The sequence below is a fragment of the Pseudacidovorax sp. NFM-22 genome (genome assembly GCF_021401245.1).
In the GTDB taxonomy this organism is placed as follows: Bacteria; Pseudomonadota; Gammaproteobacteria; order Burkholderiales; family Burkholderiaceae_C; genus Xenophilus.
Genome location: NZ_JACBFY010000001.1, coordinates 268,379 through 289,456 on the forward strand (window position 1 = coordinate 268,379; position 21,078 = coordinate 289,456).

The 21,078-nt window shown below is 66.1% G+C and carries 17 protein-coding genes; 5 read left to right on the forward strand and 12 right to left on the reverse strand.

Features of this window, described 5'->3' with window-relative positions; translation table 11 throughout:
* The first annotated feature begins 42 nt into the window (after positions 1-42).
* Positions 43-1,392: an amino-acid N-acetyltransferase gene (gene argA / locus L0984_RS01240; RefSeq protein ID WP_234191966.1), complete on the forward strand. Its 1,350-nt coding sequence runs from the start codon at positions 43-45 to the stop codon at positions 1,390-1,392.
* 75 nt (positions 1,393-1,467) lie between these two features.
* Here argA and L0984_RS01245 read toward each other — a convergent pair whose 3' ends face one another.
* The 8 genes from L0984_RS01245 to L0984_RS01280 all read right to left on the reverse strand — a co-directional run bounded on the left by L0984_RS01245 (position 1,468) and on the right by L0984_RS01280 (position 10,435).
* Positions 1,468-2,268, reverse strand: a complete 801-nt coding sequence (locus L0984_RS01245; RefSeq protein ID WP_234191967.1) for an SDR family NAD(P)-dependent oxidoreductase — start codon at positions 2,266-2,268, stop codon at positions 1,468-1,470.
* A gap of 237 nt (positions 2,269-2,505) precedes the next feature.
* A complete protein-coding gene (locus L0984_RS01250) occupies positions 2,506-2,844 on the reverse strand; it encodes an AzlD domain-containing protein (RefSeq protein ID WP_234191968.1) in 339 nt (112 codons plus the stop codon).
* Positions 2,841-3,566 carry an AzlC family ABC transporter permease gene (locus tag L0984_RS01255; RefSeq protein ID WP_234191969.1) on the reverse strand — a complete coding sequence of 242 codons (726 nt, stop codon included), beginning with the start codon at positions 3,564-3,566 and terminating at the stop codon, positions 2,841-2,843. The genes L0984_RS01250 and L0984_RS01255 overlap by 4 nt, the downstream gene beginning before the upstream one ends.
* Before the next feature lie 28 nt (positions 3,567-3,594).
* Positions 3,595-5,070, reverse strand: coding sequence for an amidase (locus L0984_RS01260; protein WP_234191970.1), 1,476 nt, complete (start codon positions 5,068-5,070; stop codon positions 3,595-3,597).
* Positions 5,071-5,299: 229 nt separating this feature from the next.
* The gene (locus L0984_RS01265) at positions 5,300-6,970 is read right to left on the reverse strand and encodes a dipeptide ABC transporter ATP-binding protein (protein ID WP_234191971.1); all 1,671 of its coding nucleotides are present in this window, start codon (positions 6,968-6,970) and stop codon (positions 5,300-5,302) included.
* 13 nt (positions 6,971-6,983) lie between these two features.
* On the reverse strand, positions 6,984-7,856 hold the full coding sequence (locus L0984_RS01270; RefSeq protein WP_234191972.1) for an ABC transporter permease: 873 nt from the start codon (positions 7,854-7,856) through the stop codon (positions 6,984-6,986).
* A 4-nt stretch (positions 7,857-7,860) separates the two neighbouring features.
* A complete protein-coding gene (locus L0984_RS01275) occupies positions 7,861-8,802 on the reverse strand; it encodes an ABC transporter permease (RefSeq protein WP_234191973.1) in 942 nt (313 codons plus the stop codon).
* A 13-nt stretch (positions 8,803-8,815) separates the two neighbouring features.
* Complete coding sequence (locus L0984_RS01280) at positions 8,816-10,435, reverse strand: ABC transporter substrate-binding protein (RefSeq protein ID WP_234191974.1); 1,620 nt, start codon at positions 10,433-10,435, stop codon at positions 8,816-8,818.
* Between the two features lie 200 nt (positions 10,436-10,635).
* Between L0984_RS01280 and L0984_RS01285 the strand changes: the two genes are divergently transcribed.
* Together L0984_RS01285 and L0984_RS01290 are read left to right on the forward strand one after the other, a co-directional pair.
* The gene (locus L0984_RS01285) at positions 10,636-12,048 is read left to right on the forward strand and encodes an aminotransferase-like domain-containing protein (RefSeq protein WP_234191975.1); all 1,413 of its coding nucleotides are present in this window, start codon (positions 10,636-10,638) and stop codon (positions 12,046-12,048) included.
* A gap of 676 nt (positions 12,049-12,724) precedes the next feature.
* A complete protein-coding gene (locus L0984_RS01290; RefSeq protein WP_234191976.1) occupies positions 12,725-13,651 on the forward strand; it encodes a hypothetical protein in 927 nt (308 codons plus the stop codon).
* Between the two features lie 264 nt (positions 13,652-13,915).
* Here L0984_RS01290 and L0984_RS01295 read toward each other — a convergent pair whose 3' ends face one another.
* Complete coding sequence (locus L0984_RS01295; protein ID WP_234191977.1) at positions 13,916-14,680, reverse strand: hypothetical protein; 765 nt, start codon at positions 14,678-14,680, stop codon at positions 13,916-13,918.
* An 8-nt stretch (positions 14,681-14,688) separates the two neighbouring features.
* Positions 14,689-15,720, reverse strand: a complete 1,032-nt coding sequence (locus tag L0984_RS01300; RefSeq protein ID WP_234191978.1) for a DGQHR domain-containing protein — start codon at positions 15,718-15,720, stop codon at positions 14,689-14,691.
* A gap of 1,325 nt (positions 15,721-17,045) precedes the next feature.
* Here L0984_RS01300 and L0984_RS01305 point away from each other — a divergent pair.
* A complete protein-coding gene (locus L0984_RS01305) occupies positions 17,046-18,086 on the forward strand; it encodes an ABC transporter substrate-binding protein (protein WP_234191979.1) in 1,041 nt (346 codons plus the stop codon).
* A gap of 29 nt (positions 18,087-18,115) precedes the next feature.
* The gene (locus tag L0984_RS01310; protein WP_234191980.1) at positions 18,116-18,646 is read left to right on the forward strand and encodes an ureidoglycolate lyase; all 531 of its coding nucleotides are present in this window, start codon (positions 18,116-18,118) and stop codon (positions 18,644-18,646) included.
* Here the strand turns inward: L0984_RS01310 and L0984_RS29910 are convergent.
* Positions 18,625-19,605: an NAD(P)-dependent oxidoreductase gene (locus tag L0984_RS29910; protein ID WP_234191981.1), complete on the reverse strand. Its 981-nt coding sequence runs from the start codon at positions 19,603-19,605 to the stop codon at positions 18,625-18,627. The two genes, L0984_RS01310 and L0984_RS29910, sit on opposite strands and share 22 nt — an antisense overlap.
* Complete coding sequence (locus L0984_RS01320) at positions 19,602-21,074, reverse strand: NAD(P)-binding domain-containing protein (RefSeq protein ID WP_234191982.1); 1,473 nt, start codon at positions 21,072-21,074, stop codon at positions 19,602-19,604. The genes L0984_RS29910 and L0984_RS01320 overlap by 4 nt, the downstream gene beginning before the upstream one ends.
* Positions 21,075-21,078 lie beyond the last annotated feature (4 nt).

The following is a 21,078-nucleotide window of genomic DNA, read 5'->3' on the forward strand; positions in this document are numbered from 1 at the left end:
GTCCACCCCCTCGCTTCCACCTTCCACAGCCCTGCTCCGCGCATGTCCGCCGTCTTCAACTTCACCTTCGTGCCCTGGTTCCGGTCGGTGGCGCCCTACATCCACACCCACCGGGGCAAGACCTTCGTGGTCGGTATCGCGGGCGAGGCCATCGCCGCCGGCAAGCTGCCGTCCATCGCGCAGGACCTGGCGCTGATCCAGTCCATGGGCGTGAAGGTCGTGCTGGTGCATGGTTTCCGTCCGCAGGTCAACGAGCAGTTGCGCGCCAAGGGCCACGAGGCCCGCTATTCGCACGGCATGCGGATCACCGACGAAGTGGCGCTCGATTGCGCGCAGGAGGCAGCCGGCCAACTGCGCTACGAGATCGAGGCCGCCTTCAGCCAGGGCCTGCCCAACACGCCGATGGCGGGTTCGACGGTGCGCATCCTCTCGGGCAACTTCATCACGGCGCGGCCGGTGGGCGTCGTCGACGGCGTCGACTTCCAGCATTCGGGCCTGGTGCGCAAGGTGGACGCCACCGGCATCCGCCGGGCGCTGGACGGCGGCAGCATGGTGCTGCTCTCGCCCTTCGGCTTCTCGCCCACGGGCGAGGCCTTCAACCTGGCGATGGAAGAAGTGGCGACCAGCGTGGCCGTGTCGATCCAGGCCGACAAGCTGATCTTCCTGACCGAGGTGCCCGGCGTCGCCATGGACCCGAGCCAGCCCGTGAGCGAGGACAATCCCATCGACACCGAGCTGCCGCTGGACGTGGCGCGCAAATGGCTCGCCCAGCTCTCGCCACCGCAGCAGCCGACCGACACCGCCTTCTACCTGCAGCATTGCGTCAAGGCCTGCGAGGGCGGCGTGGAGCGCAACCACATCCTGCCCTTCTCGGTGGACGGCGCGCTGCTGCTCGAGATCTACGTGCACGACGGCATCGGCACGATGGTCATCGACGAGAAGCTGGAATCGGTGCGCGAAGCCGGCGTGGACGACATCGGCGGCATCCTGCAGCTGATCGAGCCCTTCGAGCGCGACGGCACGCTGGTCAAGCGAAGCCGCACCGAGATCGAGCGCGACATCCACCAGTACACGGTGGTGGAGCACGACGGCGTGATCTTCGGCTGCGCGGCGCTCTACCCCTACCCCGAGGCACGCACCGCCGAGATGGCGGCCCTCACCGTCTCGCCTCAGTCCCAGGGCCAGGGCGACGGCGAGAAGCTGCTCAAGCGCATCGAGCACCGCGCCCGAGCCATCGGCCTGGACAGCATCTTCGTGCTGACCACCCGCACCATGCACTGGTTCATCAAACGCGGCTTCCAGCCCGTGAGCCCGGACTGGCTGCCCGAGGCGCGCAAGAAGAAATACAACTGGGACCGCAAGAGCCAAGTGCTGGTCAAGAAGCTGGGTTGAAGTCGCCCCACCACGAGCAAAGGCGCGTCCACCGGGCGCGCCTTTTTCATGGAGGCAGTCGAGCCGCGGTGCGGGCTACGACATCCGCGGCTGGCCGTTGGAGGCCGTCAGTCCACCATCCACCGGCACCAGCGCGCCATTGACGAAACTGGCGTCATCGCTGGCCAGGAAGGCGACCACCGAGGCCACCTCCGCGGGATCGGCGCCGCGGCCGAGCGGAATGCGGTCCTTGAAGCGTTCCATGGTGTCGGGGTCGTCTTTCATGTCCTCGGTCATCGGCGTGAAGGTCAGGCTGGGGCAGACGGCATTCACGCGCACGCCCCGGCCGCCGTGGTCCAGCGCCATGGCGCGGGTCAGGTTGACCACTGCCCCTTTGGAAGCGTTGTAGGCCACCAGCCCCCAGTCGCCGCCCAGGCCCGACACCGAGGCCGTGTTCACGATGCAGCCGCGGCTGCGCTCCAGGTGCAGCATCGCGGCCTTGGCGCCGTTGAACACGCCGCCCGCGTTCACGGCCAGCGTGCGGTGGAAGTCCTCGGCCGAGGCATCGGTGGCGTCGCCCTCCGGTGCGATGCCGGCGTTGTTGACCAGCACATGCAGCTCGCCGAAGCGCTCGATGGTGGCCTCGACCAGAGCGCTGACCTGGCCCAGGTCGGACACGTCGACCTCGTGCACCAGCGTGCGCTCGGAAGGAAGATCGGCGGCGACCTTGTCGAGCTTGTCGGCATGGTCCCCGGCCAGCACGACATGGGCGCCCTCGGCGGAGAAGCGGCGGGCGATGGCCTCGCCAATGCCCGAGCCGGCGCCGGTGACGATCACGACACGACCATGGAAGCGATCACGGCCCTGGGCGGAAGAGAGTGGGAGTGCAGCAGTCATGGGCTCCATGAACGCATGCGGGCTGGCGGCACGACGTCGGAAAAGCGCGCATCGAGGCCGTCCAGTGCGACGCACGCGCGGTGCCTCATCCGGGCGCTTCGACAAGCTCAGCGCGAACGGGGGGGGTGGTCGGCCGGCCGATACCGACGTGGATGGTTGATCAGGTGATCCCAGGACCGTTCGGGCTGAGCTTGTCGAAGCCCCGCCCCAGCGCTTCGAACACCGCGAGGCCCCCGCTCAGCCCGCCATGCCCAACCCGCGCAGCAGCAGCAAGGTCGCCGTCCCCACCACCACCGGTCCGGTGACGCCGCGCCGCCAGCAGAACCAGGCCACCGACACCGCCACGGCCAGCCAGCGCGGGTCGTGCCAGCCCGGCGCGACCACCACGCCGCCCGAGCCGCGCAGCACCTCCGGCACCACCACGGCCATCAGGGCCGCCAGCGGCGCATGGCGCAGGCCCGCAGCCAGCCAGCCCGGCAGGCGCGGCTCCCGCCGCGGCAGCAGGAACACGCCGCGCGTGAGCACGGTCACCCCCGCCAGCGCAAGGATGGCGATCCACAGGTGCAGGTCGGTCATGGCGTGGCGATGCGGGGGGCGCGCCGTTCGGCCCAGTGGCCCGCCGCCATGGCGGCGGCGATGGCCGCGATCACCTGCAGGCCGAAGGGCCAGCCCTGCCCCATCCAGCCGATGGCGCCGGCCACGGCCGCCACCAGCCAGCTGGGCCGGTCCGCGATCATGGGCATGGCCAGGCCCAGCAAGGCGAGTACGCCGATGAAGCGCAGGTCCCAGTCCGGCGGAATGGCGTCGGCCAGGAAGATGCCCGCCAGCGAGGCCGCCTGCCACGCCGCCCAGTTGAACAGCGCCAGTCCCAGGAAGTAGGCCAGTTGGTCGGGCGCGCGCCGCGGGTAGCGCTGCATGAAGCGCACGTACACCGGGTCGCCCGCCAGGTAGGCCAGCCCCAGCCGCTGCGGCCGCGGCAGCAGGCCGAAGTAGCGCCGCCAGTGCGCGCTGAAGACCACGAAGCGCACGTTGAGCATCAGCGCCGTCAGCACGATCACCCACAGCGGCGCGCCCGCCAGGATCATCGGCAGGCAAGCCAGTTGCGAGGCGCTGGCGAAGACCAGCAGCGACATGGCCAGCACCGCGCCCATGGGCAGACCGCTGCGCGCCATGGCCACGCCGGTCACCAGGCCCAGGGCCACCGTGCCCAGGGCCGGGCCGGCGATGGCCCGCACGCCCTCGGCAAAGCCGGGGTGCGTGAAGAGCGAACGCAGCGATCGCGTGCCGAACAGCGCCATGTCGTGAGGGTCTCCGTGTCCCGGCCGGTCAGGCGGCCGTGACGTGCACGCCCGGGCGGCGGCCGTCGTTCCAGCGGCCACCCAGGGCACGCTCGATCTGCGCCGCCAGCTGCAGCAGCAGGCCGTCGTTGGCCTGGCGCGCCTGGGCATGGATGCCGAAGGGCAGCCCGTTGGCCTGCTGCGCCATCGGCAGCGAGATGGCCGGGATGCCGCACAGGTTGGACAGGGGCGTGTACGAGAAGAACTTCCAGAGGTTGTCGAACCAGTCGAGCACGTCCGGGTTGTCGCTGGTCGTCAGGTACTCGGTGGTGCCGATGCGCGGCGTGGGCAGCGCGGTGATGGGCGTGAGGATGATGTCCCAGTCCTCGAAGAAGGCCCCGAAGGCGCGGGCCGTGCTGTTGAACACGGCCTGCATCTTGTAGCGCTCGGCGTACGACAGGTCCTTGCCGGCTTCCCAGATGCGGATATTGATCGGCTCGATCAGTTCCGCGGGCGGGCGCTCCAGCCCGCTCTTCGCCAGCAGGCCGTTGATGACCTGGGCGAAGTTGCTGATGTAGCAGGTGGTCTGCGCGCGGAAGGCTTCGCGCAGGTCGGCCTTGGGCAGCGCCCATTCGACATGGTGGCCCAGGCCTTCGAGGAAGCGCGCGGCCTTCTCCAGCTCGGCCACGATCTCGGGGGTGGCGCGGTAGTCGCCCCATTCGTGCGAGAGCGCGATGCGCAGCCGGCCCGGGTCCTTCTGGATCAGCTGGGTGTAGGGCTCGGGCGTCGTCCAGAAGGGCATGAACTCGCCAGGCGCGCCGCCGCGGCAGGCATCGACGAAGGCCGCCGTGTCGCGCACCGTGCGGCTGTGGCAGCCCTGGATGGAGACATAGCCGGTGATGTCCGACAGGTTGGGCCCGATGCTGAACACGCCGCGCGAAGGCTTGAGGCCGATGTTGCCGTTGAAGCCGGCCGGGATGCGGATGGAGCCGCCACCGTCGGTGGCATGCGACATGGGCACCACGCCCGCGGCGACCATGGCCGAGGTGCCGGCCGAGGAACCGCAGGTGGTGAAGTCGGTGTTCCAGGGATTGCGCGTGACGTACACGGCCGGGTTCTCCGCCGAGCTGCAGACGCCGAACTCGGGCGTGGTGGTGCGGCCCATGAGGTTGAGGCCGGCCTTGCGCATCTGCTTCGTCAGCCAGGCGTCCTCGGTCGGGCGGTTGCCACGCATGAAGAGCGAGCCCTGCTCCTGCAGCCGGCCCTTGAGCGTGGGGCCCAGGTCCTTCATGAGGAAGGGCACGCCGGCGAAGGGGCCTTGCGGATTCAGCCCATCCTTGAGCGGGTCGGCCACCACGTCCTCGAAGACCTCGACCACGGCCGAGAGCGTCGGGTTGGTCTTCGCGATGCCGGCCGCGGCCTGCTGCGCGAGTTCGGCGGCGGTCAGCTCGCCCTGGCGCACCTTCTCGGCCAGGGCCGTCGCGTCCTGCGCGGCCCATTCGTCCCAGCTCATTGCCAATGTCATGTCGTGTGTTCCTGTTGTCTGGTTGTCGGTCGAACCGAAAATTCTGCCTGCTGGGGGCAAGGCCAGTCAGTTAAGCCGTTCGCCCTGAGCTTGTCGAAGGGCTTTGGTACGCACGCGCACTGGCTTCGACAGGCTCAGCCCGAACGGTCTTAGCCCGAACTGTCTTAGCCCGAACGGTCTTTGGCTGACGGAGTGGCATCGGCATTGGCCTGGAGGGGCTGATGCGCGCTCAGGCGGCGAGCGCAAGCTCGGTGCGCGGGGCCGCTTCCAGCAGCTTGCGCGTGTAGGCATGGGCCGGCTGGCCGAACACCTCGGCCGTCAAACCTTCTTCCACGATGCGGCCCTGGTTCATCACGATCACGCGGTCGCACAGCTGCGCCGCGACCCGCAGGTCGTGCGTGATGAAGAGGATGCCGAGGCCGAAGTCGCGCTGCACTTCGCGCAGCAGGTCCAGGATCTGCGCCTGCACCGACACGTCGAGCGCCGACACGGCCTCGTCCGCCACCAGCACCTGCGGCTGGCAGGCGACGGCGCGGGCGATGGCCAGGCGCTGCCGCTGACCGCCCGAGAACTGGTGCGGGTAGCGCGACAGCGCGGCCCGCGGCAGCTGGATGCGGTCCATCAGTTCCTCGGCCAGCTTGCGCGCGGCCGGCACGTCCATGCCGAAGTTGACGGCGCCCTCGATCATCGAAGAGCCCACGGTGCGCCGCGGGTTGAGCGAGCGGTTCGGGTCCTGAAAGACCACCTGCACCCGCGAGCGCAGCGGCCGCAGCCGCGATTCGGACAGCGACTGCACCTCGCGGTCGCCCCAGGTGATGGTGCCCTCGCTCGGGTCGATGAGCCGGATCATGCAGCGCGCGAAGGTGGACTTGCCCGAGCCCGACTCGCCCACCACGCCCACCGTCTCGCCGCGGTGCACGGCCACGCTGGCGTCCTGCAGGGCGGTGTTGGGCTTGGCGCGGCCCAGCCAGTCGCGGCGCACATAGGTCTTGCCGACGGCACGGCCGGCCAGCAGCGCGGGGCCGCCGGGCAGCGCGCGCGGCGGGGGCGGCACCATGCCGGGCACGGCCGCCAGCAGCATGCGGGTGTAGTCCTCGCGCGGTGTGCGCAGCACCTGCTCGCGCGGGCCCTGCTCCACCACCTTGCCGCGGTGCATCACCATCACCTCGTCGGCGATCTCGGCGACCACGCCCATGTCGTGCGTGATGAACAGCACCGCACTGCCCTGCTCCTGCTGCAGCTCGGCGATCAGCTTGAGGATCTCGGCCTGCGTGGTCACGTCCAGCGCCGTGGTCGGCTCGTCGCAGATCAAGAGGCGCGGCTTGAGGATGATCGCCATGGCGATCACGATGCGCTGCCGCTGCCCGCCCGAGAGCTGGTGCGGATAGCTCGCAAAGATGCGCTGCGGATCGGGCAGGCGCACGCGCTCGAACACCTGCAGGATGCGCGCCTTGCGCTCGGCCGGCGTGAGCGCCGTGTGGTTGCGCAGCAGCTCGTCCACCTGCTCGCCGCAGCTGAGCACCGGGTTGAGCGCCGTCATCGGCTCCTGGAAGATCATGCCCATCACCTGGCCGCGCAGGGCGCGCAGGCGCTTCTCGGGCAGGTACCTGCCGTTGGTCAGCAGCGCCTCGCCGGCCAGCACGATGTCGCCCGCCGTGATGGTCAGGCCCTTGGCCAGCAGCGCCATCACGGTGGTGGCCAGCACGGACTTGCCGGAGCCGGACTCGCCCACGATGCACAGCGTGCGGCCAGCCTCGATGCGCACGTCCAGCCGCTCGATGGCATGGGGCCGGTCGGCGTCGGCGGGCAGCGCGACCCGCAGGCCGCGCACTTCTAGCACTGGGCTCGCCGGCACGGGCGGGGCTTCGCCAGCGGCGATGCGGGTGGGAAGGGGTTTCATGGTCACACCTCGCTCAGCTGCGCTTGGAGAACTTGGGATCGAGCACATCGCGCAGCCCGTCGCCCAGCAGGTTGATGGCCAGCACGGTGGGCACGAGGAAGAGCGCGGGCCACAGCACGTTGCCGGGCGCCTGCGAGAACAGCACGCGGCCTTCGGCCATGATGTTTCCCCAGGTGGGCACCTCGGCCGGCAGGCCCAGGCCCAGGAAGCTCAGGATGGCCTCGGTCAGCACGGCCGAGGCCGCGATGAAGGTGCCCTGCACGATCAGCGGCGCCAGCGCGTTGGGCAGGATGTCGCGCCACAGGATCACCGCATTGGGCGTGGCCAGCGCGCGGGCGGCCTCGACGAAGGGCTCGTCGCGCAGGCCGATCACCAGGGCGCGCACCAGGCGCGTCACCCGCGGCACCTCGGGCACGGCGATGGCCAGGATCACGGTCGGCAGGCTGGCGCCCAGCATGGCCACTAGGGTGATGGCCAGCAGCACGGCCGGGATGGCCATCAGGCCGTCCATCACCCGCATCAGCACGGCGTCGGCGGCACGGAAGTAGCCGGCCAGCATGCCCAGGGTGCAGCCCAGCGCGATGGCGAGGAAGGCCGTGAGCGCACCCACCAGCATCGAGATGCGGGTGCCGTAGAGCACGCGGCTCCACACGTCGCGGCCCACGCTGTCGCTGCCCATCCAGAAGGTGTGCTGCACCGTCGCGCCGTCGGGCAGCGTGACCTGGCCGGCGGTGCCGGCCGGCACGGTAATGAAGTTCGCGTCCATGGCCGAGGGGTCGAAGGTGCCCAGCCAGGGCGCCATCAAGCCCATCAGCGCGAGCACCAGCAGCACCAGCGTGCCGCCGCGCACGGCGCCATGGCGCCAGAGTTTGTGGAAGGTGCCCATGGCTTCAGTACCGGATGCGGGGGTCGAGGAAGAGGTAGCTCACGTCGACGAGCAGGTTCACGCCCACGTAGATCAGCGCGAAGAACAGCACCACGCCTTGCAGCACCGGGAAGTCGCGGTTGAGCACCGCGTCGACCGTCAGCTGGCCCAGGCCGGGAATGGCGTAGACCGTCTCGGTCACCACCACGCCGCCCAGCAGCAGGGCCGCGCTGACGCCGATCACCGTCACCACCGGCACGGCGGCGTTGCGCAGCGCGTGGTGGCTGAGCACCGTGCGCTCGCCGATGCCCTTGGCGCGGGCGGTGCGGATGTAGTCCTCGGTCAACGCCTCGCTCACGGCGGCGCGGGTCACGCGGGCAAGCAGCGCCACGTAGGTGACGGCCAGCGTCAGGCAGGGCAGCACCAGTTGCCGGGCCCAGGGGCCCACGCCTTCGCCGATGCGGCGGTAGCCCTGCACCGGGAACCACTGCAGCTTCATCGCCAGCAGGTAGATCAGCACGTAGCCGATGACGAACACCGGCACCGAGAAGCCGGCCACCGAGAAGGCCATCACGGCCTTGTCCAGCCAGCCGCCCATGCGCCAGGCCGCCAGCGTGCCCAGCGGCAGCGCGATGGCCACTGCCAGCACCAGGGTGCCGATGGCCAGCGAGAGCGTGGGCTCGATGCGCTGGCCGATCAGGGCCACCACCGGCTTGTTCAGAAAGAACGAGAAGCCCAGGTCGCCCTGCAGCACATGGCCGGCCCAGGTGGCGAATTGCGTCCACAGCGGCTGGGTCAGGCCCAGCTGGGCGCGGATGCGGTCCAGGTCCTCGTTGGTGGCGCTGTTGCCGCCGATGATGGCCGCCGGATCGCCGGGGGTGAGCCGCACGATCATGAAGACCGCGATGGCCACCACCAGGATCACCGGCAGCGTGGCGAGCAGGCGCTTGCCCAGAAAGCTCAGCATGGCCGCCCTGCCCTTACTGCTTGCGGATGTTCCAGTACACCTGGGCACCGGCGGGCACCAGGCCGCTCACGCCCTTGCGCACGGCGGCCGGCTGGTTGTACTGGCCCACGGGCACATGGGTGACGCTCTGGAAGGCCTGCAGCTGCGCGGCCTCGGCCAGCTTCTTCTTCTCGGCGTCGGTGGTGGCGGCGATGAACTGCTTCTTGATGGCTTCGAGCTTCGGATCGTCCTGCCAGCCGAACCAGCCCTTGTCGCCGGTGGCGTTCATCATGGCCATGGTCAGCGGGTTGAGGATGTCCGAGGCCGTCCAGGAGGTCATGAAGATGCTCCAGCCGCCGGCCGAGGGCGCGTCCTTCTTGGCGCGGCGGGCCACCAGGGTCTGCCAGTCCATGTTCTGCATGTCGACCTTGAAGCCGGCCTGCTCCAGCTGCTGCTTGGCCACCAGCGGCAGCTTGCCGATGGTGCCGTTGTCCGATGGGCGCATCAGCACCACCGGCTCGCCCTTGTAGCCGGCCTCAGCCAGCAGGGCCTTGGCCTTCTGCGGGTTGGCGATGCCGGTGTACTCGCCCGTCTTGTCCGACTCGTACAGCGTGCCGCAGGGGAACATGCTCTTGCAGTAGCGCGTGAGGCCCGGCGTGCCCACCTGGGTGCGCAGGAAGGCCTCCTGGCCCAGGGCCAGCATGGCGGCGCGGCGGATCTTCTCGTTGTCGAAGGGCGCGTGCAGGAAGTTGAAGCGCAGGATGAACTGGTTGCCCGCCGGCTGGGCATCCACCAGCTCGATGTTGGGATTGCTGCGTAGCGTGGCGTACTGCTCGAAGGCCGGCTGCTCCAGGATGTCGGCCTCGCCGTTGAGCAGGGCATTGAGCTGCGTCTGCGCGTCGCGGATGAAGAGCCATTCGACGCGGTCCACGTACACGTTCTTGCCGCCGGCCGTGCCCGACGGTGCCTCGGCGCGCGGCTTGTACTTGGTGTTCTTGAGGAAGACGGCCTTCTCGCCGGGGCGGAACTCGTCGGCCTTGAAGATGTAGGGGCCCGAGCCGATGGTTTCCTTGATCTGCACGTCGCCGGGCGTGTCGGCCACGCGCTTGGGCATGATGAAGGGCACGTTGGACGAGGGCTTGCCCAGCGCCTCGGTCACCAGGCCGAAGGGCTCCTTCAGCTGGATGACGAAGGTCTTGGCGTCGGGCGTCTCGTACTTCTCGATGGCCTTGGCCAGCTGGCCGCCGAAGGTGTCGCGGCTGGCCCAGCGCTTGAGCGAGGCGACCACGTCCTCGCTGGTGACCGGCTTGCCGTCATGGAACTCCAGACCGTCGCGCAGCTGGAAGGTCCAGGTCTTGTTGTCCTTGGACACGCTCCATTTGCCCACCATCTGCGGCTGGATCTTGCCCTGGGCGTCGGTGCCGAACAGGGTGTCGTAGATCATGTAGCCGAAGTTGCGCGAGATGTACGCCGTGGTCCAGATCGGGTCCAGCACCGTCATGTTGGTGGTGGGGATGATCTTGAGCGTAGTGCTCTGCGCGGCGGCGGGCAGCGCGGCGCCGGCCGTCACGACCAGCATGGCGGCACAGGCCGCCCACTTCGACAGGGCACGGCGGCTCACGGGGCGGGCGGCGGAGGGGTTGGGGGTGTGCATGAAGCTTCCGAAGTAGGCGGTGGAAAGACAGGAAAGATCCGGCTTGCCGGTGGGGATGGATTGGGACAAAAATCGCGGCAATTGAATATGTACAGTTGATCAAGGCTGCACTAGAACAGTCCAACTTCCCGATCACACACAGGTGCATGGCACGCACCCAATCAGTGCCCCCGCACCGCGCGACCCCCACGCCCCTGCCCATGATTTCGCTCGACCCCCACTCCGACGTGCCGCTGGTGCGCCAGATCCGCGACGCGCTGGCCCTGCAGATCGACCGCGGCACGCTCGCCGTCGGTGCACGCCTGCCTTCGGTGCGCGAGCTGGCGCGCGAATCGGGCGTGAGCACCATGACCGCCACCAATGCCTACCAGCGCCTCGTGGCCGACGGCTACGTGGAGGCGCGGCCGGCCAGCGGCTACTACGTCGCGGCCCATGGCGATACCGCTGGCCAGGCCGCGCGGCGCAAGCCTTTCGTCGGCCGCACGGCGGTCGATTCGCTGTGGCTGATCCGCCGCGTGTACGAGGACGACGCCTCGCTGCTCAACGCCGGCTGCGGCTGGATCCCGCCCGAATGGCTGCAGTCGGACGCCGTGCGCCGCGCCCTGGCGGGCCTGGCCCGCAAGCAGGGCCCTGCCCTCGCCCGCTATGGCTCGCCCCACGGCTACCTGCCGCTGCGCCAGCAGATCGAGGCGCAACTGGGCGCCCGCGCCATCCAGGCGCCGCCGCACCAGATCGTGCTGACCCACGGCGCCACCCAGGCCCTGGCGCTGGCCGGCCGCTGCCTGCTGCAGCCCGGCGACGCCGTGCTGGTGGACGACCCCGGCTCCACCAACCTCTTCGAGACGCTGCGCCAGCTGGGCGCCCGCCTCGTCGGCGTGCCCCGCCTGCAGGACGGCCCCGACCTCACGGCCCTGCAGGCCCTGGCCCAGCGCCACCGGCCCAAGGCCTTCTTCATCCAGACCCAGCTGCACAACCCCACCGGCTCGTCCTGCGCGCCGGCCAAGGCCTACCAGTTGCTGCGCCTGGCCGAGCAACTGGGCTTTGCCATCGTCGAGAACGACGTCATGGCCGGCCTGGAGCCGCCCGGCGCCACCTCGCTCGCCAGCCTGGACCAACTGCGGCGGGTCATCTACGTGGGCGGGTTCTCCAAGCTGGTCTCACCCAGCCTGCGCGTGGGCTTCGTCACCGCCAGCGAGGAGATGGTCGACAAGCTCATCCACGCCAAGATGGGCGACAGCCTGACCAGCTCGGAGATGAACGAACGGCTGGTGCATGCCGTGCTGGCCGAGGGCAAGCACCGCGCCCACGTGGCGCGGCTGGCGCAGCGCCTGGCCGAGGCGCAGGTGGCCGTGTGTGCGGGGCTGGCAAAGGCGGGGCTGGAAGTGTTCGGGCAGCCGGCGGGCGGGCCGTTTCTGTGGGCGCGGCTGCCGTCGGAGGGTGTCGATGCCGTTGCGGTGGCGCAGCGGGCGGTGGCGGCGGGGCTGCTGCTGGCGCCGGGGCATCTGTTTCGGCCGACGGCAGAGCGGACGGGGTGGATGCGGTTCAATGCGGCGTATGCGGATGATGCGCGCGTGTATGACTTTTTGGCTCGCGACGTCAACGCAGCGCAATGAATGAACTAAGTCCGCCGTCTGATCCCTCCGTTTGTCGGCTGCACGCAGCCCTTGCCTACCGCACAGGATCTCTGTGTATATCTGACAGGCCGAAACAAGATTGCCGCAGCATGGCGAGCACAGTACGCACGATATCTATAGTCGTTAGGACGGAGTGACAAGGGAGGCACTTAACATTTAGCCGCACTTGAACCGAGCGAAGGTGCTCAATGATTGAGCATATTCCCTCCGAAAAAAGAGGACGGCGAGCTTGTTCCTCGGGCCTGCCGGATTTTGACAGAGCTAAATGGATGAGCACATAAGAGGGCCCTCGTGGCATGATCGTTGGAGTCGCCAAGCCTAGAGCAGGCATCCGCTGGAAAACGGGGCAAAGAATCAGGTATTACACACTGAGGAAAAGCAAATATGAAAATAAGACATCCTTACTTTGCTATATCGCCAATCCTACGCACGTCCAGCGTGCTTCCACGACGTCATGATGCTTCGCCCGGGTACACAGATTTTTCGCCGGCTCTATTTTTATAAAGCGCCCACATGGCCTATACAACCATAAATGTGCCCGAAGCGCTGACTGCCTTTACCGTATTCCCATTCTGCAAGCTACTACAAAAAACAACGGCTAGCCGACGAGCTAATCTTTGATTTTTCTAGAACGAGAACCGTAGAGCCTTTCGGTATGCTCGTGGTCGCTAGCGAGATCGATCGATGCATTGCGTCGCACCCAGAAACTTCTTTTCGTTATAGAAATTTCGAAAAAATGCCATATGCAGCGCATATGGGTTTTTTTAAAGCATTTGGGCTGGATTTTGGAAGAAAGCCAGGAGAAGCTTTGGGAAGCCGCAACTATATCCCACTAACCTATTTCGACAGTACTGTCCTAAAAAACACAGCAGCCCAGCAAGGACTAGACGTCGGCGATGAAATTGAAGCGCAAAGTAAGAGGCTATCTGAAACGCTTTCCGGTGCTGATAGTGGTGAAGTGTTTGAAACTCTTTCTTATTCAATAAGGGAAATCATGAGAAATGTGGTGGAGCATGCGCAAGTAGATCGTTTTGGTGTTTGTGCGCAGTTCTGGCCGACAAAGGGTCGCGCAGAGGTAGCAATTGTGGATCGAGGCATCGGTCTAAGAGAAAGCATCAGGGCGAACCCTCACATCGATGCAACAACTGACAAGAGTGCCATTAACTACGCGCTAATGCCCGCTGTTTCTGGAAAAGCTTTTAAAGGGGCACGAAGACTTGCCAAACGCGGGCCATGGACAAATTCCGGATTCGGTCTCTATATGACGAGCCGGATCTGCCGGATGGGCGGAAATTTCTTTATATCCAGTGGCACCACCGGCATGCTCCTTACAAGCGGGAAAGACGGCAAACGGTACTATGAAACGTCCCTAAACGGCACCGCTGTGCGTATGATCATTCGGACGGAAAATTTGGACAGCTTAACCGCCACGCTCGCAAAATTTCGAGAAGACGGCTTCGCTATACAACAGAAATATAAGGAGATAGTCAGCATTGACCCATCATCAGCATCATTGATGCTATCCCAAGATTTCGACTTGAATCTGTGGGATAAGCTATTGAGCAATCTGAGACTGAAATAGAGTGCTTCGTGCAATGGATGCTCGGTCACCTTCGCCAGCCTGACCTTCGGGTACTTTATCTTGACTTGCTCGTCAGCCTTAGACGGATCAGTTCGGTAGTTTGCAAATACGCGAACGGAGACGCATCGAACTATTCAAAGGAATTTGCAAGAAAAAATAGGCCCCCCCGGACGCACACCGCGTAAACGCGCCGCGCCGCCAAGAATTTAGAGCTAGGTCAACGGCTTGCAAGTTGCTCAGGGCGTTTCGATGTGGCTGAACACGCTAAGGCAACAAGTCGCGCGCGGCAAGTATCTGGCCATGCCGATCCCGAAATAAGCCTGCAAGAAAACTAGCGTCTCCAGCAGTCAAAGAAGTAGGCGGAACCTTTGCTGCGAAGGCAGCTTTCGCTGTTTGGATCGCGGCGATAGGAAGTGCAAGTATTGCATGCTCCGGATCGAACGCAAATGTCGCACTACTATCATTTATGTAGGCAGGCAGCAGTCTTCTTAAATTTTCCGAGGCTATTTTTTTGAAACAAGTTGGTGCCTCAGGCTCCCGGAATTTCGCAATTTTATAATTCACTTCCTCCCTCCGATCCATAATCCAATCAAACGGCGTATCAGTTCCGATTAACTGGGTAACCATCGGTGCACCAGGAAAATGTGTACTGTACTGCTGCAGAATAACCTTATGAGTATTTCCACTCAGCTTTGCAGGAACTTCTCCCGGCGCAGCCCGCAGCCGATAGGGAGTACCCTTCTGGCCGACCACATGATAAATGATCGCATACTTGTGGGCCGCGAGAGTAGCACGAAGTGCGTAAAAAACTGCGTAGTAGAGTTTAACGGTGGACCAGGAAAACAATTCGTTCTGGATGGCCTGAATGGCGTCGCCCACCGAGACAATCGCGGAGTATAAATAGCTTTTAGCATCCTCAACCAACTCAAGCTCCAGCGTACCAGCCATCCCCGCATTAAGTACGACCCCCGCTGGCGCATTCCCGCCAGGATTGATCACAGTATCGAAATAAAGTTGTGCCCTGTGCATTCTGGGGTTCAGATTTCGAAGGCTGTCTTCTCGCCCGTATCCGGCACGAAGGCCTCCACTAGCCTGTCGTAGACCTTGGAAACAGCGGCGCTACCACCTAACCCTTTGATTTCAGATTGCCAAATTAGCCTGTCACCTTCAATATGCAGCGAATCGCTGATTGTCTCGGTCTTAAAAGATTGCTTGGTACTGCAGTAAGAGACAAGCTTCTGCTGAAAAAACTGCGCTGCCGCCATGAATCCGGCGGCATAGAGAAATACATTCTCTTTTCCGCCCCATTTCTCGCCGTATTTGGAGGAGAGCGCCAGAAATAGATTAAGAATAATTTGCCGCTGAATCTCAAGCTCTTCAATTCCAATCTGTTCAAGCGTACCCTTTTCCTCAACAATCGGCTTGATTGCTGAAACCGCTGTAGAGAAAGCAATACCTCCTTTCCGGATTGGCGTCCCCGGCAGCTTCAATAACCCGAAGTACGGAGAATTCTCTAAGGTATGCAAGTTCATGGCGATATCTCGCGCACGCAGCGCAGCGGGATCGATACTACCCTCACTTGCAATGCCAAACAGGTCAAAAACCAGGCTGCGCGGGACGGGCTTTTGCTCTTCGTTGATTGATAAGAAAATATCTGCGCATTCTTTCGATGTTAGATTCTTATAAATGACCACCGGCAAATCCATCAATCCGATTTTTTCGTTCTCCATGATTGCCGCGCGAATTCCAGCAACGCGGTGTTGCCCGTCGATAATTTGCGCTGAACGGGGAGTGTCTTCGAATTGTAAATTTCCATCGATGGCGGAAAGCGGGTTATCCGTACTTACCCAATTCAAAACGATAGCGTTTGGATAATCTCCTCCACGGAGCGTAAAATCTTTAATGCTTGCTATCCGGCTCTTGTTGAGAACACGCTGAATAGCACCTTCTTCTTTATCTTGACCGCGAACTGACGCGTACGAAAGCGCAACGACCGATTGCGCAGGCATCGTTGTAATAAAAAATTCGCGATTTGATTGCTTTGCGTGTAGAAATGGAAGCTTATTCATGGTTCTTGGTTCAAGAATATCTATTGGTAGAAATGCTGCCCATGAAGTGAATGTTACGCTGTCTAAGGAGAACGAAGGTTGCTACCAAGAAGGTCGAGAGGCTGGCAATTGGCTCGAAGCGGCAACTCCTTCTGAAAGTGAATCAATGGCCGGCGGCTTCCCGTTGCTGCACTTGACCGTTTCAATCGCCGTCCAGCGGGAGGTTGGCGTGGTCAAGCTTGAGGAGGTTCTGTTCGCACGCGCATAGAAGCCCTTCTGCATCACATCTTCCGCGTGCTCGCCCTTTTGGGGAGGTAGGAGCGGAGTCGCACAGCCGGCGCAATTCAGGGAGGGCGGCCTCCCCGATAGCTGGTTCGAATTTTGTAATGCCACCGTGGATTATGAGTGTGGGTCCGTTGCAGTCGCAAGTGCAGGGCGGGCCGCGGCCGCATCTGGGCACATGTTGGCGCAACCTTGAGGGGCCGATTCTGATCCGTTTGCTGGTAACGGGCAGCCATCTTGAACAGCATCAAATCTGCGCTCGCGAAATAAGAATTGCCAACAGCGCACCGTTCATCGAATACGGGTGGACGCCTAAGGCCAAGCAAGATGCACAGCCCGGTTCGCGCGGCCTCATCCCATCTCTTGCGTTTCTCTCTCAGCAGTTCCGACCCATGACGATCGCCAGCACTGCTGCGTGTGCGCCGCCATCGGCCGCCATCCCCAGTCGCGCGTTCTGCCAGGCCCGCGCCGCCAGGTCATCCAGCAGCGGCACCCCGCCCGCAGGCCACAGGTGCGCAGGGCGCCTCGCCCAAGCACCCTCCGATGCACGACGCCGGCACCCTGCCCGGCCTTCTCTGCCGCTTTGCGCGTCAGCTGCTCTTAAGGCGTCGCCTCGCTGAGGGCAATGGGCGGCTCACGGAGCGGGCCGACCATGCACACGGCGCGCCGCTGCGCGAACACGTGGTCGGCCGGAAAGACGCAGCTCATCATCCAGTTCCCAAGCGTCCGCGCCGTCAGCAGCGGATGCGTCACCGGCAGCGTGCAAGCGGCGACGTCGGCCTCGTGGTGCGCCAGCTGGCCCCCCTTCGCGGGCGCGCAGCGTCTCCCCTTAGAGCTGAGCCAAGGAAAGCGATGCGACAGCACCTGCAGCGCCCACGGCACCATTTCAAGCCCTGCGCTCGGACTGCACAACTCTCGCACGCCCCAACTGGCGCCATCGGAATAGGACTTCGAAGCACGAGAGCACGCTTTGAAACCCCCATCAGCCCCGCCTATCGCTCCCCCCAACGCCCACCCCAATGGCATAGGAGTTGCGAAACGCCCGCACACTCCCGGAGCTGTCCATGACGTTGTTCTCCCGCCGCCGCTGGCTTGCCCAGACCTCGCTTGCCGCTGCCTCGATGGCCTTGCCCACGCTGGGGCGCGCGCAGTCGCCCGTGAAGATCAGGTTCCAGATGGACTGGCGGGTGGACGGGCAGTCGGCGCCCTTCTACTACTCGCTCGCCAAAGGCTACTTCGAGAAGGAAGGCCTCGACGTGTCCTTCGACGTGGGTGCCGGTTCGGCCATGGCGGTCAACCGGCTGGCGAGCGGCACCTATGACATGGGCTATGGCGACGTGAATGCCCTGATCGAGTTCTTCGGCTCGGGCGCACAGGCCGTGGCGCGTCCGCAGGCGGTCTACCAGACGCTGGACCAGACGCCAGCCGGCGTGATGGTGCTGACCAAGAGCGGCGTGACCGCGCCGGCCGGCCTGGCCGGCAAGACGCTGGGCGCGCCGGTGTTCGACGCTGGCCGCAAGCTGTGGCCGCTGTTCGCCAAGGTGCAGGGCCTGCCGGTGGATGCGGTCAAGTGGCAGAGCATGGACCCGGGCCTGCGCGAGGTGATGCTGGTACGCGGCGATGTCGACGGTGTCACGGGCTTCCAGCCCTCCGGCCTCATCTCCGCCATGGCGGCCGGCGCCAAGGAAGAGGACCTGCGCGTCTTCCTCTACAAGGACTTCGGCGTCAACGTCTACGGCAACGCCATCCTGGCCACGTCCAAGTTCATCGCCGAGCAGCCGCAGGCCGTGGCCGCCTTCCTGCGGGCCTACAACAAGGGGCTGAAGGAGGTCATCGCCAACCCCGAGGAAGGCGTGCGCATCGTCCGCCAGCGCGAGCCGCTGGTCGACGCCACGGTCGAACTGCGGCGGCTGAAAGGGCTGGTCGACGTCAGCGTCGTGACGCCCACCACCCGCGCGCAGGGCCTGGGCGAAGCCGACATGGCGCGGCTGGAGAAGCAGATCGACGACGTGTCCGCCGCTTTCAACCTGAAGTCCAAGCCCACGGCAGCCACCCTCTTCAACCCCGCCTTCCTGCCGCCCAAGCGCGAGCGGATGCTGGCCTGAACACCGATGCGGCCGCGCCCTCTTCTTCCATGACCGACACCATCGTCCACACCCCCACCGACGCGCGGCTCGTCGACCTGCCCGTCGAGCCCATCCGCGCCGAGACCTTCGCACCCTACGGCACGCTGATCGCGAGCACGTACGACGGCAAGCCCTTCGGTGACGACGAGGCGCAGCTGACGCTCGACCGGGGCACGCCGCGCTTCTACATCATGAGGCTCGAACGGCGCGAGCCGGACTTCCGCCAGATCACGCGGCACCTCGCGGTCACCCAATGCCTGGCCTCGGTGGGCGGGCGGCCGTGGATGATCGCCGTGGCGCCGCCCGATGCGCCGGACGACCCCGCCGCGCCACCCGACATCACGCGGCTGCGCGCCTTTCGCGTGGAAGGCCACCAGGCCATCATGCTGGCGCGCGGCACCTGGCACGCCGGCCCCTTCTTCGAGGACGAGACGGTCGATTTCTTCAACCTCGAACTGGCCGACACCAACGTGATCGACCACCACAACTGCGCGCTCGACCGGCGCTTTGGCGTGCGCTACCGCTTCGTCACGGGCTGAACAGCGGCCAGCGCTTCCGCCAGCGTGCCCCAGTCGCTGCCGCCCTGGCCTGCGGCGTCCGCCGCCGCCAGGCGTGCGCGTGCCGCATCGGCAATGGGCATGGCGACCTGCGATGCACGCGCGGCCTCGTCGGCCAGCCGCAGGTCCTTCAGGCCGAGGGCGATGGTGAAGCCCGGCGCGTCGGCTCGCGCGTCCTCTCCGGCTGCCACCCGCTCGACCGACCGCGCGACGGCCTGCCCCACGCCCTCGTACACCGGCCCGCGGAAGAGCTTGGCCGTGAAGACCTGGTGCGCCAACGCGGCAGGCACGCCATGCACGCGCACCAACGACAGCGCCTCGGTCAGGGCGGCCACGGCACTGGCGATCAGGCCATTGCCCGCGAGCTTGACCGCATAGGCGGCGGCCGGGCCCGGCACCTCGAAGACGCGCGGCGCGAAGGCCGCCAACGCCTGGCGCACGGCCGCGAGGCGGTCGGCTGGCAGCGATGGCGGCACGCCGACGACCGCCGTCAGATCGCCGGCCCATGCCTCGTCGGGACGGCCGAACACCGGGCAGGCGACGAAGTACTGGCCGGCTGCGCGGTGCCGCTCCGCCAGCGCCTCGGCGCACGGGGTGCCGATGGTGCCGAGGCAGACATGGACGCTGCCGGCCGGCAGCTGCGGGACGATGCCCGTCGCCATCCGGCCGTCGCCCTCCTCCTCACCCGCATCGCCGAAGCAGACGGCGCCCAGCGCGTCGCCATCGGTCACGGCGCTGAACCACAGGGCCGGCCCCGCTGGCCCGAGCGCCCCGCACAGAGCCTGCGCCGTCGCGCAGGGCTCGGCCCCCTGGTCGCCGGCCAAGGCGGTGCGCGCCGGATCGATGTCCCAGGCCAGCGGCGCAAAGCCGCTGCGCGCCAGGCAGGCCGTCACTGCCAGGCCCATGCGGCCGAGCCCCACCACCGCCACCCGGCCGCTCACAGGGCCTCCGGCACTTCCGCACCCGACAGGCGCGGCGACACCAGCTCCGCCTCGCGATAGCCGTGCAGGGTGGGCAGCAGCGCATCCTGCTGCTCGCGCATCAGCGCCCGCGTGATGCCGCCCACCAGACGCGGCACGGCGTACTTGTGGCCGCTGGAGGACGTGGTGTGCGGCCCCATGCTCACCGTCGACGAGAAGTTGAAGGCATGCACGCGGCGCACCCATGCATCGCGTGCCGGGTCGAGCGGCTGGTATTCGAAGCCGGCGCCCAGGTACGGGTACTCGCCCATGGCGTCGCTGCGCTCGGCCTCCGGCGGCGTGTAGCGATGGCGCCAGCGCTGCACGCTGCCGCCGAGCGTGCGCAGTTCGTCGCGCGCGTCGTAGTCGACCACCGAGCCGGTGGCGCACAGCAGGTGGTCGAAGACGAAGTCCGCGTGCGGCGTGCGCACATGGATCTCGTCGCCCACCTGCCGCACGCGCGTCCACGGCGAGCTGGCATGCATGCGGAAGTTGGCGAAGGAATGCGCCAGGTCGAAGCCGTTCTGGGTGGGCGGCTGGTCGTGCACCTCGAAGAAGCGGTTGACCTGCCAGCGCGTGGCGTCGTCCAGCTCCGCAAAGTGCCGCAGAAAGCCCGCGAACTCGACGATGCGGTGCGGGTTGACGGTAGGCAGCCGCTCGCGACGGAAGCACAGGTTGACCGACGCCGCGCCATGGGCCAGCAGCACGCAGGCGTTGTCGAAGGCCGAGGCGCCATGGCCCAGCACGCCGATGCGTCGGCCGGCGAGCGCGGCAAAGTCCACCGGCCCGTTCGAATGGCTCACCCGGTCGGACGCCACGGCCTCGGCGATGTGGGGCGGAATGCGCCAGGCGCCCGCGCCGTCGTAGCCGGTCGCCAGCACCACATGGCGGGCCAGCAGGGCGGCTTGCGGAGCCTCCGTTGCGGCTGTCGAACGGATGCGCACCCGCAGCAGGTCGCCCTCGGGCTCCAGCCCGACGCAGGCCGTGTCGTTGCGCACCGGCACGCCGGTCATGCGCCGGAACCAGCGCAGAAAGGCCATCCACCGCGGCCGCTCGATGCGGTCGATGGCCGCCCAGGCAGCATCGCCGTAGCAGGCGCGGTAGAAGGCCGGCGCGGACAGGCTGGGCACGCCCGATTCGATGCCGATGGTGCGCTTGGGCGTGCGCAGGTGCGACATGCGGGCAAAGTCTTCCCACACGCCCTCCTGCCCGGCGGGCCGGGCGTCGATGACCTGCACATCGGCAACGCCCTCGCGACGGAGTGCAAAGGCCGCAGCCAGGCCGGCCTGGCCGCCGCCGACGATCAGCACGTCGTGCACAGGCGCGCCAGACGGATGCGCGACGGGCCGCACCCAGTCGCGGCCCGGGTAGGCCAGCAGGTCCAGCTCGGCCTGCACCTGGCGCTCCAGTTGGGCAAGGCTCTGGGCCTGCGGCTCGGCGTCGGTCGTCATGGTC

Excerpts from the sequence above, each read along its gene's own strand:
- argA (WP_234191966.1), top strand. The coding sequence starts at position 43 with ATGTCCGCCGTCTTCAACTTCACCTTCGTGCCCTGGTTCCGGTCGGTG.
- L0984_RS01245 (WP_234191967.1), bottom strand. The coding sequence starts at position 2,268 with ATGACTGCTGCACTCCCACTCTCTTCCGCCCAGGGCCGTGATCGCTTC.
- L0984_RS01250 (WP_234191968.1), bottom strand. The coding sequence starts at position 2,844 with ATGACCGACCTGCACCTGTGGATCGCCATCCTTGCGCTGGCGGGGGTG.
- L0984_RS01255 (WP_234191969.1), bottom strand. The coding sequence starts at position 3,566 with ATGGCGCTGTTCGGCACGCGATCGCTGCGTTCGCTCTTCACGCACCCC.
- L0984_RS01260 (WP_234191970.1), bottom strand. The coding sequence starts at position 5,070 with ATGACATTGGCAATGAGCTGGGACGAATGGGCCGCGCAGGACGCGACG.
- L0984_RS01265 (WP_234191971.1), bottom strand. The coding sequence starts at position 6,970 with ATGAAACCCCTTCCCACCCGCATCGCCGCTGGCGAAGCCCCGCCCGTG.
- L0984_RS01270 (WP_234191972.1), bottom strand. The coding sequence starts at position 7,856 with ATGGGCACCTTCCACAAACTCTGGCGCCATGGCGCCGTGCGCGGCGGC.
- L0984_RS01275 (WP_234191973.1), bottom strand. The coding sequence starts at position 8,802 with ATGCTGAGCTTTCTGGGCAAGCGCCTGCTCGCCACGCTGCCGGTGATC.
- L0984_RS01280 (WP_234191974.1), bottom strand. The coding sequence starts at position 10,435 with ATGCACACCCCCAACCCCTCCGCCGCCCGCCCCGTGAGCCGCCGTGCC.
- L0984_RS01285 (WP_234191975.1), top strand. The coding sequence starts at position 10,636 with ATGATTTCGCTCGACCCCCACTCCGACGTGCCGCTGGTGCGCCAGATC.
- L0984_RS01290 (WP_234191976.1), top strand. The coding sequence starts at position 12,725 with ATGCTCGTGGTCGCTAGCGAGATCGATCGATGCATTGCGTCGCACCCA.
- L0984_RS01295 (WP_234191977.1), bottom strand. The coding sequence starts at position 14,680 with ATGCACAGGGCACAACTTTATTTCGATACTGTGATCAATCCTGGCGGG.
- L0984_RS01300 (WP_234191978.1), bottom strand. The coding sequence starts at position 15,720 with ATGAATAAGCTTCCATTTCTACACGCAAAGCAATCAAATCGCGAATTT.
- L0984_RS01305 (WP_234191979.1), top strand. The coding sequence starts at position 17,046 with ATGACGTTGTTCTCCCGCCGCCGCTGGCTTGCCCAGACCTCGCTTGCC.
- L0984_RS01310 (WP_234191980.1), top strand. The coding sequence starts at position 18,116 with ATGACCGACACCATCGTCCACACCCCCACCGACGCGCGGCTCGTCGAC.
- L0984_RS01320 (WP_234191982.1), bottom strand. The coding sequence starts at position 21,074 with ATGACGACCGACGCCGAGCCGCAGGCCCAGAGCCTTGCCCAACTGGAG.